Here is a 16800-nt window from a genome sequence, read left to right as displayed (position 1 = left end):
TGACGTCTGGGGCCTATCGGAACCGAAGCAGCCCTTCCTGCATCGTGCTGGCGAGCAGGGTGCCGTCGCGATCGAAGAGTCGGCCGCTGCTGATGCCACGACCATTGCCCATCCAGTAGCCGTGCTGCTCGTACAGGTGCCATTCGTCGGCGCGGAAGGGCGCATGCAGCCATACCGCGTGGTCGAGGCTTGCGAACTGCAGGCCCGGACTGTCGATGTGCCGGGCATGCGGCGGCAACGCAGCGGAGAGCAGGAACAGATCCGAGCAGTAGGAGAAACCTGCGGCGTGCGTGAGCGGGTCGTCGTCGAGCGCCTCGCAGGTCCTGATCCACGCGCGTTGCACCGGAGGGCGCGGTTCGCCGCGTCTGTTCGCCAGGCGCGGATACTCTTCGGGGAATCGGAACTCCACGCCGACGGTGGACAGGAGCCTGCTGAGCCAGCGGGCATCGCCGAGATCGGCCGCACTCACACTGTCTTCGAAGTGGGGGAGTTCTTCCGGTGCGGGTCCGGGCGTCGCGGTGGTGTCCTGGTGCTCGAGCCCCGCCTCGGTCCGGTGGAATGACACCATCGCGGTCAGGATCGTCTGATCGTTCTGCATGGCCCGGACCTGCCGCGTGGTGAACCTCTCGCCGTCACGGATCCGTTCGACCGTGTAGTCGACGGGCATGTCGGGGCGGCCCGGGTGGACGAAGTGGCCGTGCAGAGAGTGCGGCCGGTGGTCGTTGTGAACGGTCCGCCCGGCCGCGGTCATCGCCTGTCCGAGCGTCTGACCTCCGTACACGCGGCGGGCCCGGGTGTACGAGTCACCACGGAAGGTGTCCGGTCCGCATGGCCGGACGGCGAGGATACCGCTGACGGGTGGGCGATCGATCGAGGAGAGTGGGCCGGTCCCGGGTGTCGGAGGCATGGAGGGTTCTTTCACTCGGACACATCACGGTCGTTGGGCGGCTCGTGCCCATTCGGCCGAGCCCTGTCCGACGAACGGCCGGACACGGACTGCGGGAAGCGGTGGTTCAGCGGGGCGCGAATCGCTGTCCGGCGTCGAGGCGCAGCGCCTGGCCGTTCAGCATCGGGTTGTCGACGATGGCGAGGGCGAGCTTCGCGTACTCCTCCGGACGACCCATGCGCTTGGGGAACGCGGCGTCGGCGACGAGGGGGGCCACCTGCTCGTCGGTGAACTTGGCGGTGGCGCCGGTGGCGAACAAGCTCGGTGCGATGGCCATCGCCCGGATGCCCTGCGGACCCAGGTCGCGTGCCATGACCAGCGACATGGCCGCGATGCCGGCCTTGGCGGCGCTGTATGCGACCTGTCCGATCTGGCCTTCGAAGGCGGCGATCGACGACGTGTTGATGATGACCCCGCGCTCGTCGTCCTCGGGTTCGTTGTGCGACATGTGGAACGCCTGCAGTCGGTTCAGGTTGAACGTCGAGACCAGATTAAGGTTGATGACATTCTGGAAGCTCTCCAGATCGTGGGGGCCACTGCGGCCCAGCGTCCGCTTCACGGTTCCGCCACCAGCGGTGTTGACCGCCACATGCAGGGCTCCGAGCGCGGTCACGGCGTTCGCGAGTGACTGCTCGGCGACCTCGAAGTCGGTGATGTCGATGGGGTGGAAGGTACCGCCGAATGCGTCGGCGACCTCCTTGCCCGCGCTGCTCTCACGATCGAGAATCGCGACATCCGCTCCGGCGGCGGCGAGTGTCTCGGCGGTCGCCCGGCCCATACCCGAGGCGCCACCGACGACGACGGCCTTCTTGCCCTTGATGTTCATGTCCTGTCCTCATCTCTCCGGAGAATCCGTGAAGCTCCTAGTTCACTTATAGTACTATCTAAACTATGTAGTTCACGCCGGGTCGCCACAGAAGGGCGACCGAGCTGCGGCGCCCACCGGAATTCGCCCGTGAAATGGAGGAATCGTGATTCTCAAGGTCGGCCAGTCCTTGGCCAGTGCAGTCGACACCACGACGATCGTCGTAGTGCGTTCCACAGAGGGGGATGTGACGTTGACGTGCGGAGGCATCCCGATGTCCGATGGCAAGAGCTCGACCGGGGACGGATCGGGGATCGATGCCGAGCACGTCGGCGGAGCGCTTCTCGGTAAACGCTACGTCGACGACGCTTCCGGGCTGGAGGTGCTGTGTACCAAGGGCGGTCAAGGCCGACTCGCGCTCGACGGTGCGGTGCTGGAGATCAAGGCCGCGAAGCCTCTCCCGTCCTCGGACTGAGTGCTTCGACACCGAAAGACGAGTGGAGTGACGCGTGAATATTTCCATGCTGCTGGATATGGCGGTGGACGGTTTCGGAGACCGGGTTGTCATCGGCTCGCGTTCCGGGGGCCTGACGGCTTCTCGATTGGACGAACTCGCCACGATCGGCGCCCGGGCGGTACGCAGGTCGGGTGCCGATTCGATTGTGTACCTGGCGGTCAACGGGCCGGCGTTCCCGGTAGCGATGTTCGCCGCGGCACGTGCCGGGGTCCCGCTCATCCCGGTGAACTACCGGCTGGGAGGTGAACAGCTCGACGCGCTGCTCGCCAACCACCCTCACGCGATGGGCATTGCCGATGAGAATCAGGTCGAGGTGCTCGAGCGTGCCGGGCTCGGGGTCCGGACGCCGGCACAGTGGCTGGCCGACCTCGCCGACGCCGAGGTCGCCGATGCCGAGGTCGGCGAATCGGACTCGGATGCCGCTGCGGTGATCATCTACACCTCGGGCACGACGTCCGCGCCCAAGGGGGTCCTCCTCCGCCACGAGAACCTCACGTCCTACGTCTTCGGCTCCGTCGAGTTCGCCAACGCCGACGAGTCGGACGCGGCGCTGGTCAGCGTTCCTCCGTACCACATCGCGGCGGTGGCGAACGTGATCACCAATCTGTATGCCGGGCGACGGACCATGGTCCTGGAGCAGTTCACGCCGGAACAGTGGCTCGACACCGTGCGCACCGAAGGCATCACGAACGCGCTGGTGGTGCCGACGATGCTGGCACGGATCGTCGACTCCGGCGCCGATCCGTCGATCCCGACCCTTCGCGGACTCGCCTACGGCGGTGCGCCCATGCCGACGCGAGTCATCGAGCGCGCGCTCGAGCTGTGGCCCGAGGTCGGCTTCGTCAACGCGTACGGCCTCACCGAGACCAGCTCCACCATCGCGGTTCTCGGCCCCGACGAGCATCGCGCCGCGATCGCGTCGTCGGATCCTTCCGTCCGGGCGCGCCTCGGATCCGTCGGGATTCCGGTGCCGGGCGTCGACATCGAGATCCGTGGCGACGACGATGTGCTCGGCCCCGGCGAAGTCGGCCGGATCTGCGTTGCGGGCGAACAGGTTTCGGCCGAGTATGCCGGCGTGGGGCGGATGGTCGACGATCGCGGCTTCTTCGACACCCGCGACAAGGGCTACCTCGACGAAGCGGGATACCTCTTCGTCGGTGGTCGCGTCGACGACACCATCATCCGCGGTGCGGAGAACATCGCGCCCGCCGAGATCGAGGACGTCCTCCTCCGGCATCCCGCCGTGTCGGATGTCGCCGTGGTCGGCCTACCCGATGACGAATGGGGCCAGCGGATCGAGGCGGCGGTGGTGCTCCGCCCCGGCGAAACCGTCGAGACCGACGAGCTGCGGTCGTTCGTCCGGAGTTCGTTGCGCAGCAGCAAGACCCCTGAACGCATCGTGTACTGGGACGACCTTCCCCGGACCGAGACGGGCAAGCTCGTGCGTCGGCACGTCGTCGACCGCCTCGCCGAACAGAACTCATCCGTGTGAGTCCGATGCGCGTTCCCCTTTCCCACAACCGACTGCCCGATTCCGGGCGCATCACCGGCGACGGCTCAGCTCGCGCCCACCGATCACGGAGGAACCCATGACCACCACTGCGGAGAAGTCGCAGGAAGACACCGAGATCTACACCTTTCTCGACTCGGATATCCAGCGCGCCAAGGACATCTGCGGCATCTATCACGCCGTCACCCAGCGCGAGCAGTTCAGCCGCGCCACACCCGACGTCATCCGCAACTTCGCGCGGTCCTACGGCGACGACAACCCGCTGTTCGTCGACGAGGAGTACGGGCAGGACACCCGGTGGGGGGCGCAGATCGCGCCGCCGATGATCAACATCGCGCTGCGCAAGGACCTGCACGCCGACAAGATGCCGCGCGAGCATCGTCGTCCTGCCTTCCGAGGCATCCACGTGTTCGTATCGGGCAGTCAAACCGACTGGTACCGACCGGTTTACGACGGTGACACGGTCTACGCATTCCACGGGTTCGAGAAGGTGGAACTCAAGGAGTCGGAGTTCGCGGGTCGTTCGCTGTTCGTCACGCGCATCCACGTGCAGTTCAACCAGCGTGCCGAGGTGGTGCAGGCGCAGCGCGTCCTGACGATCCACACCGAGCGGCACGAGTCGAAGAAGCGCAAGAAGTACGACGCCATCGAGGCGGCGACCTATACGCCGGAGGACATCGACGCGATCGACGCGCTCTATGCCGCCGAGGCCCCGCGCGGGGCGCAGACCCGCTATTGGGACGACGTACAGGTCGGCGACTCGCTCGGCAACCTGGTCAAGGGGCCACTGACGGCCACCGACATGATGGTCTTCCACTCCGGCGGATACGGTTTCGCGCCGTACACGCCGTCCGCGGGACGACTCGGATACAAGAACCGCCAGCGCATCGCCGCCTTCTACATCCCGAACGAGCAGGGTGTGCCCGACGTCGCCCAGCGGATCCATTGGGACAGCGAGTACGCCCGGTCGATCGGTCTGCCCGCCGCCTACGACTACGGCATGATGCGCGACTGCTGGCTGACCCATTACCTCACCGACTGGATGGGCGACGAGGGCTGGATCGAGTCGATGTCGAGCCAGATGCGCAAGTTCAACTACCTCGGCGACACGCACTACTTCACCGGTGAGGTCACCGGCAAGCGCGTCGACGGCGGCCGTCACCTCGTCGACGTGGAGTTCCGGGGTACGAGTCAGCGTGGCGAGGTGACCTGTCCCGCGACCGCGACCATTTCGTTGCCGAGCCGCGAGTCCGGGCTCGCGGTCCTGCCGACGGCGCCCGCGGAGTGGGAGCTGATCGCCGCGCAGATGCTCAAGCGGCACGGCGAATTGCGCGCCCAGAAGCGTTCCGGTCAGGCCTGACGCGATGGTCGGCACATTCATCAATGAGCGGGTGCCGAGCACTCGAACGCCCGCAGGAGGAACTGTGGATCTGGAGACACTGACCACGGTCATCGCCGAGCTCGACGAGCACGTCCTGACGATCACGCTGAACCGGCCGGATCGGATGAACTCGTTCACCAACGAGATGCGCGCCGAGTTCCGGTCGCTGTGGGCCTTCGCGTCCGAGACCGACGACGTGCACGTGATCGTCCTGCGGGCCGCGGGTGACCGGGCCTTCAGCACCGGCATGGACGTCAAGGAGGGCACCTACGTGTCCGACAACGTGTTCAGCCGTCGTGACCCGGGCGCCGACCTGTCGCCCAAGCAGAACGGCTGCTGGAAACCGCTGATCTGCGCGGTCCACGGCATGGTCGCCGGCGGCGCGCTGTACTGGATCAACGAAGCCGACATCATCGTCGCGAGTGACGACGCACAGTTCTTCGACCCGCACGTCTCCTACGGCCTGGTCGCGGCGCTCGAGCCAATCGGCCTCGCGCACCGCATCCCGATCGGGGAGGTGCTTCGCATGGTCCTGCTGGGGCTGGACGAGCGGATGTCCGCGAAGCGTGCGTACGAGATCGGTCTGGTCACCGAGATCGTTGCGCGCGAATCGTTGTGGGATCGTGCCCGCGACCTGGCATCGCGCATCGCCGCGAAGCCACCGGCCGCGATTCAGGGCAGTGTGCGGGCGATCTGGGAGTCGAAGGACGCGACGCGGTCGCAAGCCCTCGCGACCGGCATGTCCTACACCTCGTTGGGCAATCCGATCGGTAAGGCACAGGTCGTGCGTTCGGAAGTCCCGACCCGGGCGTACGAGGTCCGCTGACATGGATTACGGGATGACCCCGGAGCTCGAAGAGTTTCGTGGCGAGGTGCGGACGTTCGTCGCGGAGAACGCACCGGACATCGCGCCCAAGGCGGGTGTGCGCAGTGCCGAGAACACCGACGAGCTCGCGCTCTTGAAGGAGTGGACCCACAAGCTCTTCGCCGCCGGGTACGTCGGCGGGGCGTGGCCGGAACGCTTCGGAGGGCGCGGTCCCGCGCACGAGCCCGAACGCGACGTGGTCGTCGGGGAGGAACTCGCGCGGGCACGCACCCCGGCCGCCGTCCAGGGAGCGGCGAACCTCGTGTCGAACGCCCTGATCGACTTCGGCACTGAACAGCAGCGCGAGAAGTATCTGCCCGGAATCCGGTCTGGTGAGCTGATCTTCTGCCAGTTGTTCAGCGAGCCGAATTCGGGTAGCGACCTGGCCTCGTTGCGGACCAAGGCCACGCGGACCAGCGACGGCGGGTTCCGGGTATCGGGTCAGAAGGTCTGGACCACCAACGGCCACTGGGCCGACTACGGGTATCTGCTGGCGCGGACGGACCCGAATGCGCCGAAGCACCGTGGCATCAGCGCGTTCGTCGTGGACATGCGGCTGCCGGGCGTCGATGTGCGACCCCTTCGCGAGATGACCGGGACGTCGGACTTCAACGAGGTGTTCCTCGACGACGTCGAGTTGGCCGCCGACGCGTTGATCGGCGAGGAGAACCAGGGCTGGACGATCGCGAACTCGAGTCTCGGACACGAACGCAGCGGCGTCGGAGCCAATGCGGTCCGCCTGCGGCGCAACGTCGCCGCGCTCGTCGAGCTCGCCGGGCGAGTCACGATCGGCGGCAGACCCGCGATCGAGGACGGCGCCGTGCAGGAGCGACTCGGCGGATTGTCCGCATCGGTCGAGGCGCTGTCGGCACTCGTGTACGCCAACATCAGTCGTTGGTCCGGGAAGGCTGAACGCGTGTCGGACGGCCCCATGGCGAAGCTCATGTTCAGCGAACTCGGCGTCGAGATCGCCCGTATGGGTGTGGAGCTCTGCTCAGAGGCCGGGATTCTCGTCGAGGGTGATCCGCACGCGGTCGATCACGGTCGGTGGCAGGACGAGTTCCTGTACGCCCGCGCGTACACGATCGCCGGCGGGAGTTCGGAGATCATGCGCAACATCATCGCCGAGCGGGGACTCGGTCTGCCGCGCTGACCTGTGTGGCGACGACTTCTCATTCTGCGGAACGAGGAGTAGTCATAGTTAACTATGTGATCTACGTTCATTTCAACGCGTCAATCGACGCGATCAGACTCTCGCCCTAGGCGGAACCGGAGGCGGTCAGTGGCCGGAATCAGAGACGGGATCGGCGCGCTGTGGTCGGCCCCCGACAGCGCGAACATGGTTCAGCACGAAGGACGTTGGTCCACCTGGGGGGAGATCCGCGACCTTGTCGAACGCATCGACGAGGCCCTCGTGCGGGTCGGCTGCAGAGAAGGCTCCCGCGTCGGTGTGGTGCTCGCGAATCGGGTCGAGTCGATCGCGGCGCTGGTGGCGATCCTGGGCAAGGGCCGCACGATCGTCACACTCAACCCGATGCAGCCGGCGGCCCGGATCGCGAGCGACCTGCGCAACTCCGACCCGCAGGTCGTCCTCGCCCCGTCGAAGCTGTGGGAGGAGGACGAATTCGCGGATGCGGCCTACGAGTCCGGAGTCCTCGGTTTCGCCGTCGACGGTGCACGCGTCGAACAGCGCTGCGGAGGCCCGCGCGTCAGCTTTGCCGACGTCATCGACCAACGGGATCCGGTCGCGGTCGAGATGTTCACCTCGGGTACCACCGGCCCGCCCAAGCGCGTGCCGCTCACCTGGCGCCAACTCGACGCTGCCATGTCCGCGGTCCACAGCCACACCGGCGCGGCAGGTCCCGAGCGCGAACCGTTGACCGGGCGAGTGTCTCTCGTTGTCCTGGCACTGGTGCACATCGGGGGCATGTGGGCCGTCCTGCAGGCGCTCACCGAGGCGCGCCCCTTCGTCCTGCTCTCACGATTCACCGTGGACGGCTGGGTCGGGGCGGTGTCCGAACACAAGCCGCGCATCGCGAGCCTGCCGCCCGCGGCGATGCGTTCGGTGCTCAGTGCGGACGTGCCAGCCGAGAAACTGGCGAGCCTGCGCGCCGTCACCGCGGGTACAGCGTTCGTCAGCCCGGATCTCGCCGACGAGTTCATCGGCAAGTACCAGATCCCCGTGTTGATCGTCTACGGAGCGACCGAGTTCTCCGGCGCGGTGGCCGGATGGACCAAACCGCTGCACGCGCAGTGGTGGTCGAGTAAGCGCCGCAGCGTCGGCCGACCCTTCCCCGGAGTCGATCTGCGCACCGTCGGCGACGATGGCACCGTGCTCGCGACGGGTGAGACGGGTCGCCTCGAGGTGCGCGCCGGTCAGACCGGCTCGGGCGCCGATGGATGGCTGCGCACCAGTGACCTCGCGCATCTCGACGACGACGGCTTCCTCTACATCGACGGCCGCGCGGATGACGCGATCGTCCGTGGTGGATTCAAGGTCCACCCGGAGGTCGTGTCCGACGCGTTGCGCGCGCATCCCGCCGTCCTCGACGCCTGCGTGTTCGGGCGGGCCGACGAGCGACTCGGTCAGGTGCCGGTGGCTGTTGTCGAACTCGTCGACGGGGCTGCGCCGCCCACCGAAGATGACCTCAAGACGTTTGTGCGCGGCCAGCTGACCGCCTACGAGGTCCCGGTCGTCATCCACACTGTCGACCAACTTCCGCGCGGCGTGTCGCTCAAGGTCGACAGGCGCCGACTGCTCGAGGTCGTCGCAGATCTCGAGGCCGCGCGTGTCTGATCCGATCCGCGCGCACATCCACCCCGAAACATCAAGGAGCACATCATGACCGCGGTCATCGTGGAAGCAGTCCGCACGCCCGTCGGCAAGCGTAACGGCGGCCTGTCGACGGTTCACCCCGCCGACCTGTCCGCCGTCGTCCTCAACGCGGTCGTCGAACGCGCGGGGATCGACCCGTCGGTCGTCGAGGACGTGATCTGGGGATGCGTTCAGCAGGTCGGGGACCAGGCGAACGACATCGCACGCAACGCCGTGATCGCGGCCGGATGGCCCGAGACGGTTCCCGGTGTCACCGTGGACCGCCAGTGCGGGTCCTCGCAGCAGGCCCTCAACTTCGCCGTGGCGAGCGTGGAGGCCGGACACTACGACGTCGTCGTCGCGGGCGGCGTGGAGTCCATGTCGCGGGTGCCGATGGGATCGGGCGCAACATTCCCCGGCTCGCCGTACAGCGCGGCCTACATGGAGCGTTACGACGGGGTCAAGCCCAATCAGGGCATCGGTGCGGAGATGATCGCCGAGCGCTGGGGGCTCTCTCGCGCGGAGCTCGACGCCTTCGCGGTGCAGTCGCACGAGCGTGCCGCGGCCGCACAGGACGCCGGCTTCTTCGACCTGCAGATCGTTCCGGTCAAGACACCGGACGGTGACGTGATCACCCGCGACGAGGGCATCCGTCGGGGCAGCTCGCAGGAGTCGCTCGCCAAGCTCAAGACCGTGTTCAAAGAGGACGGTGTCATTCACGCGGGCAACGCTTCCCAGATCTCCGACGGTGCGTCCGCGCTGCTCATCATGAGCGAAGAGGCCGCCACCCGCCACGGCGTGCGTCCCATTGCCAAGATCCACTCGCTGACGGTGGTGGGCGATGATCCGGTCACGATGCTGACCGCGCCGATTCCGGCCACCCGGAAGGTGCTCGAGAAGTCGGGTCTGGCGCTGGAGGACATCGGCGTGTTCGAGGTGAACGAGGCGTTCGCCAGCGTCCCACTCGCGTGGCTCAAGGACATCGGTGCCGACCCGGCAAAGGTCAACCCCAATGGCGGTGCGATCGCGCTCGGCCATCCACTCGGCGGGTCCGGCGGCCGAATCCTGACCGACATGATCCACCACATGCGGGCCAATGGTCTGCGTTACGGACTGCAGACGATGTGCGAGGGCGGCGGACAGGCGAACGCGACCATTCTCGAACTCGTCGACGCCGACTGAGATCGGCTGGGCGACTGGATCGACAGGGCGAGTTGAGAATCGAAGAGGAAGTAGGACCAGCGGTGACTGAAGTGAACGAACCCGCGGTGCTCGTGGAGCGCACCGGCAACATCATGGTGATCACGATCAACCGTCCGGCCGCGCGCAACGCGGTCAACTCGGCGGTGAGCGCCGGGATCGGCGGAGCGCTCGACGAGGCCGACGCCGACCCGGAAGTTCGTGCGATCGTGTTGACCGGCGCGGGTGACAAATCGTTCTGCGCGGGAGCAGATCTCAAGGCGATCTCGCGCGGCGAGTCGGTCTACGCGCCGGAGCATAGGGAGTGGGGCTTCGCGGGCTTCGTGAACAAGTACACGGACAAGCCCACGATCGCCGCGGTGAACGGAACCGCGCTCGGCGGCGGCACCGAGCTCGCGATGGCGGCCGATCTGATCGTCGCGGCGGAGAACGCCACGTTCGGCCTGCCCGAGGTCAAACGAGGACTGATCGCGGGGGCAGGCGGTGTCTTCCGTCTCCCGGCTCAGATGCCGCAGCGTCTCGCGATGGAGATGATCTTCACCGGCGATCCGATCTCCGCGGCGCGGGCACTCGAGGTCGGTCTGATCAATCAGGTTGTCCCGGAAGGCAAGGTCGTCGAAGCTGCGATCGACCTCGCCCAGCGGGTGGCGGTCAACGCGCCGCTGTCTGTCCAAGCGAGCAAACGCGTCGCCTATGGAGTCGTGGAAGGGGTGCATGTCGCCGAGAGCGATCGGTGGGATCTGTCCCGGGCGGAATGGGATCTGCTGGCGATGAGCGAAGACGCCAAGGAGGGGCCGCGCGCGTTCGCGGAGAAGCGTCAGCCGGTCTGGCTGGCGCGCTGAGTCGGCCTGCTCAGGTCTGGTCTCGGTCCGGGTCGCGGTGTTCTCATCCCGCGACCCGGACCGCATCATTCTTTGACCTGACCTGACCTGACCTGACCTGACCTGACCTGACCTGGCCTGGCCTGGCCGGGCCGGGTCGCGCGTCGGAGCGGTGGTGGCCGGGTCAGGCGCCGAGCTCGGACAGCACCTCGCTGAGCCAGGCGACCGCTGTCGCCGCCGCCTCGGCATGTCCTGCAGCGTCGATGCTCGGACCGCTCAGTTCCAGGTCGAAGACGCCGTCGTATCCGGCGTCGAGGATCTCGGCCACGATGTGCCGAAGTGGAATGTCGCCGCCGCCCGGGACATCTCGGCACGGCAGGGCACGTATGCCCGGGGTCATGTCGCTGAGTTGGACATGTGAGATCTGTTCGATGTTCTTGCGGATGTCGTCGAGCAGCTCGGCCTCGGTCCAGACATGGAAGAGGTCCAGACAGACGCCGATACCGGTCCGGGCGCCCAACAGGAGCGCGTCGTGAAAGCTGTGAACGAAATTGAGATCCGCGTAGAGCCAGTTCGTGGGCTCGACCGCCACCGTGATGCCCTTGGTGGTGGCGTAGTCGATGACGCCGGCGACTGCATCGGCATACGCGGAGACGTTCGCGTCCCAGTCGGGCAACACTCGTCGTCCGGTCAGGGTGTACACCGTGCTCGCCCCGACGGTCACGGCTTGGTCGATATCGGTGCGCGCGCGGGCGAGTTGATCCTCAAGATCGGCGCCCGGCGTGAGGTCGAATCGCAGTAACGCCGTGGTCGTGCCGATCCGGACAGCGTGCCGGCGGCCGGCCTCGGCCACCAGGTCCGCACCGCTGTCGAGGATCTTCCCGGACGTGAGAGATGTCGTCGATGCGCCCAGCCGGGCGACCGCCTCGATCGACTCGATCGCGGTCGCCGTCGGGAAGCACAGTCCGCTCACCGATACGCGCGGATGCGGCCGGTCCGTCGCGGTAAGTATCACTGGCGCTTCGTTGTTCATTTCCGGCCTCCTGCATGGGTGACGATGTTCGCTTGATCGATGGTCAGCGGTGGCAGCCCTGCGAGCGGGTCTGCCGGAGTTCGTCGGCCGACTTGAGCACCTCCCGTGCCCCGACGACAGCCTGCCGGGCACACTCGGACACCGGCGTACCCGCTGCGAACAGAGAGCGCATCGGTGCCTCGACGCCGATGACCGGGACCGGAGGTAGCGCAGCGATCATCTCGATCAGGGGCATCTCGCCCGCGCCGGGCACCCGGCGGTCGCTCGAATCGTCCCGGTAGACCGGATTGCGCTGTGCCAGCGTGTCGTCGCTGAGCTGGATGTACCCGATCCACTCGGGGTCGAGCATGACCAGGTCATCGGGACCATTGCCGGATCGGGCAGCGTGCATGGTGTCGACGAGCAGTGCGAAATCCGGGCGTCCGACATGAGCGACGGCTGCCAGCGCGGTCGGCAGGTCTGTCACGGTGAGTGACTTGGCGAACTCCATCGTGGTGGTCATGCCCCGGTTGGACGCCATCTCGGCGAACATTGCGAACTGATCGAAACTCCGTGGTAGGTCCGGATCCATCGTCACGGTGTTCACGCGGGTGACGCCGAGTTCCGCCATCACGTCCAATGCCGCTGCTTCGTCACGCAATTCGTGCGAGGGGCGTACGACGAAGCCCTCACCCAGGGATATCGTCACCTCGCGTTCTTTCAGCGCCGCAATGAACCGTTGTCGCAAAGCGACGTCGTCGAGCATCGAGAAGGCCGGGTGACCGTAGACGCCTTCGCCGGTGACCTTCATCGAGATATGGCGGCAGTCGAGGTCGGCGGCGAGATGGACGAAGTCCACCGGCGGAAGACCGAGTGCGGTCTGGTATTCGATTCCGAGTTCAGTCATCGTGGGACATCTTTCGCTGCAGAGCTTTTCATCGATTCTGGTGGATGTGTGCTGGTACGGATGAGTTCTCGGTCTCCATTGGCGCCGGCGCAGAGGACCTGATCCTCGACGAGGTCTGAGGAGAGCACGTCGCCGAGGAGGCCGAGATCCGTGCTGGAGCGCTCGGCGATCTGGCGGATGACGGCGACGTCCTTGCTCATCAACTCGGACAATCGGCTACCGACGTGTTCCACGCCGATCCAGGCGACGCTGTTGAGGGCCCGGCTGTCACCACTGCCGTGCTGGACGGCCGACAGGATGTTCGACTCGCTGATGCCGACGGCGTCGGCGAGTCGAACCGCGTCGATGGCGAGCCCGACCTGTGCGACGAAGAGAGCATTGTTGACGAGCTTGACCCGTTGACCGTCACCCACCGACCCCACATGGAGCACCGGCGAAGCGTAGGTCTCCAGGGTGGGCCGCACGGCGTCGAGAATTGCCGCGTCTCCGCCGACCCAGAGAGTGAGGTGACCCGCTTCGATGTCCCGCGGGCCACCGGACACCGCGGCGTCGAGGACGTGCACTCCGCGTGCCGTGCCGGCGTCGGCCAGCAAGGCAACGGTGTCGGGGTCACAGGTGGTGTGCTGGACGAGGACCGCGCCCGTCGTCATTGCGGCGAGCGCACCGACGGGACCGAGCATGGCATTCTGAACCTGCTCGTCGTTCAGCACCATGCTGACGACGATGTCGGCATTCTGAACGGTCTCGCTGATCGTGTCGGCGGTGAGCCACCCCTTGCACTGCGCGGCGGCCAGGGCTTCCGGGCGCCGGGTGAGAACGGTGACCTCGTGGCCGGCGGCGAGCAATCGCCCGACGACGGGTGCACCCATTCGGCCCGCACCGATGAACCCGATCTTCATGCGGAGATCAATCGGCGGCGGTGGTGGCTGACAGACCCGTCGAGGAGTTCGTCGACCTTGATGCGGCGGAGGAGCAAGTGGACGTCGTGTTCCCAGGTGAAGCCGATTCCGCCGTGGACTTGCAGTGCGGTTTGGGCGGTCGTGCGGGTGGCTTCTCCGGCGAAGGCCGCACCGGCGGCGACGGCGCGGGTGCGTGCCTGCGCGTCAGAGCCGTCGAGAGACACCGCGGCAGCCCACAGAGCGGCCCGCGACGCCTCGACAGCGAGTGCCATGTCGGCGCAATGATGTTTGATCGCTTGAAAACTGCCGATCACGCGATCGAACTGCGTTCGCTGACCGGCGTAGTCGACGGTCAGATCGACGAGGCGAGCGGCTGCACCCAGGGCATCGACAGCACGGTAGGTGGCGAGTTCGTCCCGGAGTCGGGGGACGGTTCCGGGAGGAGCCGGTGACCACGCGCTCGAGCCGAGATCCAGATCGATGTCGGCCACCGACCACGCTCGGGTGAGGTCGAGTGTCTGGAGGGCTCGAATCGACACGGATTCGACCGGGACCACAGCGACGACGTCGACGTCGTCCTGGGTTGTCGCCGCCACCAGGAGTTGCGCTGCGTCCGGAAGCCCGGTGGCGGGAGCTGTCGTACCGCGCAGCCGGAGCCGGGTCCCGTCGATCTGCGCGGACAGCGACGGGGAGGTGAGCGAATCGAGCACCGGTAAGGTCACGGTCTCACCCGAAGCGGCTTCGGAGAGTCCTTGATGCCCAATGCGTTCGAGGATTGCGCACGTGGTGGCGAGCTCGGCGATCGGTACCGCGCTGCCCGCGCGCCCGTGCTCCTCGCAGAGTACGAGCAGGTCGACGTGACAGCCCCCCATCTCAGTGGTCAGCAGGCCGAGGAGCCCGGAATCGGCGACATGGGCGAGCGCATCGGACGGGATCGTCGCCTGGCCGTCGTCGATCGTCGGACGTCGGACGAGCAGGGGATCGTTCTTGACCAGCCAGCCTCGTTCGGCTTCGGCGAGAGCTGTCTGCTCCTCGCTCAGGGCGAAATCCATGACACTCCTTGCGGATCGTAGCAATTGACGTAGTTAACCACGTCAACTACCTTGCGGTCTAGATGTGGGTGGCACGGCGGAGCAGTGGCCGACGCCCATCGGGATCTTCGAAAAGATTGGGGAACAACGTCGATGGACTCGCTGCGTGTCGAGCGAAACGGTGGTGTGGCAACGGTCGTCATGTCGCGCCCGGAGAAGAAGAACGCCGTCGACGTGCCCATGTGGCACGAGTTGGCGGATACCTTCCTCGCGATCGAGCGGGCTGGTACCGACCGGGTCATGGTGCTCACCGGCGACGGCGGAGACTTCTGCTCGGGGTCTGACCTCGCGGGAATGAAGGGCGACGACAAACTCGCGTTCATGGCGGACGTGAGTGAAGCGGCTCGTGCCCTGCACGCCTTGACGATTCCGACCATTGCGAAGGTGGACGGCGTCGCGGTCGGAGCGGGTTGGAACCTGGCCCTGGGGTGCGACCTCGTGGTGGCGACGGATCGAGCTCGGTTCTCGGAGATCTTCGTACGTCGGGCGCTGTCGCTCGACGGCGGCGGATCGTGGCTGTTGCCCAAGCTGGTAGGTCTGCAGAAAGCCAAGGAGATCGCGTTCTTCGGTGACATCTATTCGGCGCGGGAGGCCGCCGATCTCGGGTTGGTGACCAGGGTTGTCGCGCCGGAGGAGATCGATGAGACGGTCGCGACGATGGCGGCACGACTCGCGGCGGGACCGGCTCGCGCTTTGTCGCTGACGAAACGGCTCCTGGATGCGTCCGCCGAGGGCGGCAGCCTGGAACAGGCGCTGCGCGCGGAGTCGAGCGCTCAGGTCAACAACATCGGCGGCCCGGATGCGGCCGAGGCCAAGGCCGCCTTCGTGGAGAAGCGGGTGCCGGTGTTCGGTCGCGGGAACCTCTCGAGCGCTACGGGGTGAGGTCGAGCAGGCGAGCCTCCGCGAAGCTGCGTCGGCAGTCGCGGAGGCCCGCTCGGTATCGGTCACCGCACTCAGCGAGGAACCCACCCGGCGTCATGCCAGTAGGTCTCGAGCTTGGACATCGGCTCCGGCCAGGTCTCCACGTAGGTGACACCTTCGGGTCCCGCGGTCATCAGGTATGGTGTGCCGGCTCGGCTGATCCAGAACTCGCCGGGGCCGACGGTTCGGCTGCCATCTTCGCCGTTCTCGCCCCACGCGACGTGGAACTCGCCTTCGAACACGATGATCAGCTCGTCGACGTTGTGGTGGTGTCGCGGAACGGCGAACCCGGGGGCACATCGGAGTCCGTTCAGATTGAATGCCGGGTCAATCTTCGACGCGACCCACATCTGTCCGGCGAATGTCTTCTCCATGTCGACCGGCGCATCGGCCAGCGAACCTCCGTCCGCCCACAGATACGCCGGGAAGGACTGGTCCACGGTCATGTCTCGCCAACCATCGGTGGACAGCAGTTCGATAGTTTCGGTTGCCATCGGGCGAGTATGTCGGGCGACGGCGATATCGCGCACAGCCATATTCCGTTCACCGGAACCGCGGCGCTGCGCATCCTCGGTGTCCCATCGAGCGGAATCGCCGTGCGACATGGTGTCATCGGGCGTCCTACGGTGCAGGGATGACACTGGTATTCGGCAATCTCACCGACGGCCTGGACTGGGTTCCGATGGGGTTGGATCAACAGGACAATCCCAGCTACTTCTGGAATGACGGCGGACTTCTCAAAGACGCGCCGGTCGATTTCCGGGCGACATTCGAGAATCACATGTTCGTGACGACGAAGCCGATCGAAATGCGTCGGTTCAATCGAAATCCGTTGCGTGTGACCCCGGGATTCACCGTTCCTCGCCATCACCACAACGTGGACGAAATGCTCTTTGTCCTACAGGGTGAGTACCACATCGAGCATTACGACAACGACGAGCCCGAGACGGTCACGGTGCGTCCGGGGCAGGTGTTCGTCAGCCGCGCGGGGACCGCGTACACGATGACCGCAGGCGACGAGGGCGTGACCTACATCGAGACCTGGCCGCGGCCGGTGACCGAGTTGGAGACCTACTGGCACGACTTCGGATGGGCGGTCCGGCGATGACC

The 16800-nt window shown here is 66.4% G+C and carries 17 protein-coding genes; 10 read left to right on the top strand and 7 right to left on the bottom strand.

Annotated elements, in window-relative coordinates:
• Positions 1–13: 13 nt before the first annotated feature.
• Together AC4AMJ_RS19530 and AC4AMJ_RS19525 are read right to left on the bottom strand one after the other, a co-directional pair.
• The gene (locus AC4AMJ_RS19530) at positions 14–907 is read right to left on the bottom strand and encodes an acyl-CoA thioesterase (RefSeq protein WP_489914103.1); all 894 of its coding nucleotides are present in this window, start codon (positions 905–907) and stop codon (positions 14–16) included.
• 106 nt (positions 908–1013) lie between these two features.
• Positions 1014–1772, bottom strand: a complete 759-nt coding sequence (locus tag AC4AMJ_RS19525) for an SDR family NAD(P)-dependent oxidoreductase (RefSeq protein ID WP_489914101.1) — start codon at positions 1770–1772, stop codon at positions 1014–1016.
• Positions 1773–1917: 145 nt separating this feature from the next.
• On the opposite strand from AC4AMJ_RS19525, the gene AC4AMJ_RS19520 reads away from it, so the two are divergent.
• The 8 genes from AC4AMJ_RS19520 to AC4AMJ_RS19485 all read left to right on the top strand — a co-directional run bounded on the left by AC4AMJ_RS19520 (position 1918) and on the right by AC4AMJ_RS19485 (position 10881).
• Positions 1918–2226: a hypothetical protein gene (locus tag AC4AMJ_RS19520; protein WP_489914099.1), complete on the top strand. Its 309-nt coding sequence runs from the start codon at positions 1918–1920 to the stop codon at positions 2224–2226.
• 34 nt (positions 2227–2260) lie between these two features.
• Entirely contained in the window at positions 2261–3760 is a 1500-nt protein-coding gene (locus tag AC4AMJ_RS19515) for a class I adenylate-forming enzyme family protein (RefSeq protein ID WP_489914097.1), read from the top strand.
• A 97-nt stretch (positions 3761–3857) separates the two neighbouring features.
• Positions 3858–5138 carry an FAS1-like dehydratase domain-containing protein gene (locus AC4AMJ_RS19510; protein WP_489914095.1) on the top strand — a complete coding sequence of 427 codons (1281 nt, stop codon included), beginning with the start codon at positions 3858–3860 and terminating at the stop codon, positions 5136–5138.
• 64 nt (positions 5139–5202) lie between these two features.
• Positions 5203–5985 (top strand): enoyl-CoA hydratase/isomerase family protein, encoded by a 783-nt coding sequence (locus AC4AMJ_RS19505; RefSeq protein ID WP_489914093.1) that lies wholly within the window; start codon positions 5203–5205, stop codon positions 5983–5985.
• A gap of 1 nt (position 5986) precedes the next feature.
• Positions 5987–7177 carry an acyl-CoA dehydrogenase family protein gene (locus tag AC4AMJ_RS19500; RefSeq protein WP_489914091.1) on the top strand — a complete coding sequence of 397 codons (1191 nt, stop codon included), beginning with the start codon at positions 5987–5989 and terminating at the stop codon, positions 7175–7177.
• A 129-nt stretch (positions 7178–7306) separates the two neighbouring features.
• Positions 7307–8821, top strand: coding sequence for a class I adenylate-forming enzyme family protein (locus AC4AMJ_RS19495; protein ID WP_489914089.1), 1515 nt, complete (start codon positions 7307–7309; stop codon positions 8819–8821).
• 42 nt (positions 8822–8863) lie between these two features.
• On the top strand, positions 8864–10021 hold the full coding sequence (locus AC4AMJ_RS19490) for a thiolase family protein (RefSeq protein WP_489918470.1): 1158 nt from the start codon (positions 8864–8866) through the stop codon (positions 10019–10021).
• Positions 10022–10083: 62 nt separating this feature from the next.
• Complete coding sequence (locus tag AC4AMJ_RS19485) at positions 10084–10881, top strand: crotonase/enoyl-CoA hydratase family protein (protein WP_489914087.1); 798 nt, start codon at positions 10084–10086, stop codon at positions 10879–10881.
• 163 nt (positions 10882–11044) lie between these two features.
• Here the strand turns inward: AC4AMJ_RS19485 and AC4AMJ_RS19480 are convergent, their stop codons facing one another.
• Genes AC4AMJ_RS19480 through AC4AMJ_RS19465 form a run of 4 tightly spaced genes read right to left on the bottom strand, consistent with a single transcriptional unit; the run spans position 11045 to position 14730 of the window.
• Positions 11045–11893, bottom strand: a complete 849-nt coding sequence (locus AC4AMJ_RS19480; RefSeq protein WP_489914086.1) for a sugar phosphate isomerase/epimerase family protein — start codon at positions 11891–11893, stop codon at positions 11045–11047.
• A 43-nt stretch (positions 11894–11936) separates the two neighbouring features.
• Positions 11937–12779, bottom strand: a complete 843-nt coding sequence (locus tag AC4AMJ_RS19475; RefSeq protein WP_489914084.1) for a sugar phosphate isomerase/epimerase family protein — start codon at positions 12777–12779, stop codon at positions 11937–11939.
• Positions 12776–13678 carry an NAD(P)-dependent oxidoreductase gene (locus AC4AMJ_RS19470; protein WP_489914082.1) on the bottom strand — a complete coding sequence of 301 codons (903 nt, stop codon included), beginning with the start codon at positions 13676–13678 and terminating at the stop codon, positions 12776–12778. The genes AC4AMJ_RS19475 and AC4AMJ_RS19470 overlap by 4 nt, the downstream gene beginning before the upstream one ends.
• Positions 13675–14730, bottom strand: coding sequence for an acyl-CoA dehydrogenase family protein (locus AC4AMJ_RS19465; protein ID WP_489914080.1), 1056 nt, complete (start codon positions 14728–14730; stop codon positions 13675–13677). Before AC4AMJ_RS19465 ends, AC4AMJ_RS19470 begins: the two co-directional genes overlap by 4 nt.
• A gap of 132 nt (positions 14731–14862) precedes the next feature.
• On the opposite strand from AC4AMJ_RS19465, the gene AC4AMJ_RS19460 reads away from it, so the two are divergent.
• Positions 14863–15651, top strand: a complete 789-nt coding sequence (locus AC4AMJ_RS19460) for an enoyl-CoA hydratase/isomerase family protein (protein ID WP_489914078.1) — start codon at positions 14863–14865, stop codon at positions 15649–15651.
• A gap of 71 nt (positions 15652–15722) precedes the next feature.
• Here AC4AMJ_RS19460 and AC4AMJ_RS19455 read toward each other — a convergent pair whose 3' ends face one another.
• Complete coding sequence (locus tag AC4AMJ_RS19455; protein WP_489914076.1) at positions 15723–16184, bottom strand: cupin domain-containing protein; 462 nt, start codon at positions 16182–16184, stop codon at positions 15723–15725.
• Between the two features lie 140 nt (positions 16185–16324).
• On the opposite strand from AC4AMJ_RS19455, the gene AC4AMJ_RS19450 reads away from it, so the two are divergent.
• A complete protein-coding gene (locus AC4AMJ_RS19450) occupies positions 16325–16798 on the top strand; it encodes a cupin domain-containing protein (RefSeq protein ID WP_489914074.1) in 474 nt (157 codons plus the stop codon).
• Positions 16799–16800 lie beyond the last annotated feature (2 nt).

The sequence above is a fragment of the Gordonia sp. LMA484 genome, from assembly GCF_058129505.1.
Note: the sequence above shows the minus strand (reverse complement) of the source record. Positions and strands in the feature narration are given on the sequence as shown.

Coding starts and splice junctions, on each gene's coding strand:
- AC4AMJ_RS19530 (WP_489914103.1), bottom strand. CDS start 907: ATGCCTCCGACACCCGGGACCGGCCCACTCTCCTCGATCGATCGCCCA.
- AC4AMJ_RS19525 (WP_489914101.1), bottom strand. CDS start 1,772: ATGAACATCAAGGGCAAGAAGGCCGTCGTCGTCGGTGGCGCCTCGGGT.
- AC4AMJ_RS19510 (WP_489914095.1), top strand. CDS start 3,858: ATGACCACCACTGCGGAGAAGTCGCAGGAAGACACCGAGATCTACACC.
- AC4AMJ_RS19500 (WP_489914091.1), top strand. CDS start 5,987: ATGGATTACGGGATGACCCCGGAGCTCGAAGAGTTTCGTGGCGAGGTG.
- AC4AMJ_RS19480 (WP_489914086.1), bottom strand. CDS start 11,893: ATGAACAACGAAGCGCCAGTGATACTTACCGCGACGGACCGGCCGCAT.
- AC4AMJ_RS19475 (WP_489914084.1), bottom strand. CDS start 12,779: ATGACTGAACTCGGAATCGAATACCAGACCGCACTCGGTCTTCCGCCG.
- AC4AMJ_RS19470 (WP_489914082.1), bottom strand. CDS start 13,678: ATGAAGATCGGGTTCATCGGTGCGGGCCGAATGGGTGCACCCGTCGTC.
- AC4AMJ_RS19465 (WP_489914080.1), bottom strand. CDS start 14,730: ATGGATTTCGCCCTGAGCGAGGAGCAGACAGCTCTCGCCGAAGCCGAA.
- AC4AMJ_RS19460 (WP_489914078.1), top strand. CDS start 14,863: ATGGACTCGCTGCGTGTCGAGCGAAACGGTGGTGTGGCAACGGTCGTC.
- AC4AMJ_RS19455 (WP_489914076.1), bottom strand. CDS start 16,184: ATGGCAACCGAAACTATCGAACTGCTGTCCACCGATGGTTGGCGAGAC.
- AC4AMJ_RS19450 (WP_489914074.1), top strand. CDS start 16,325: ATGACACTGGTATTCGGCAATCTCACCGACGGCCTGGACTGGGTTCCG.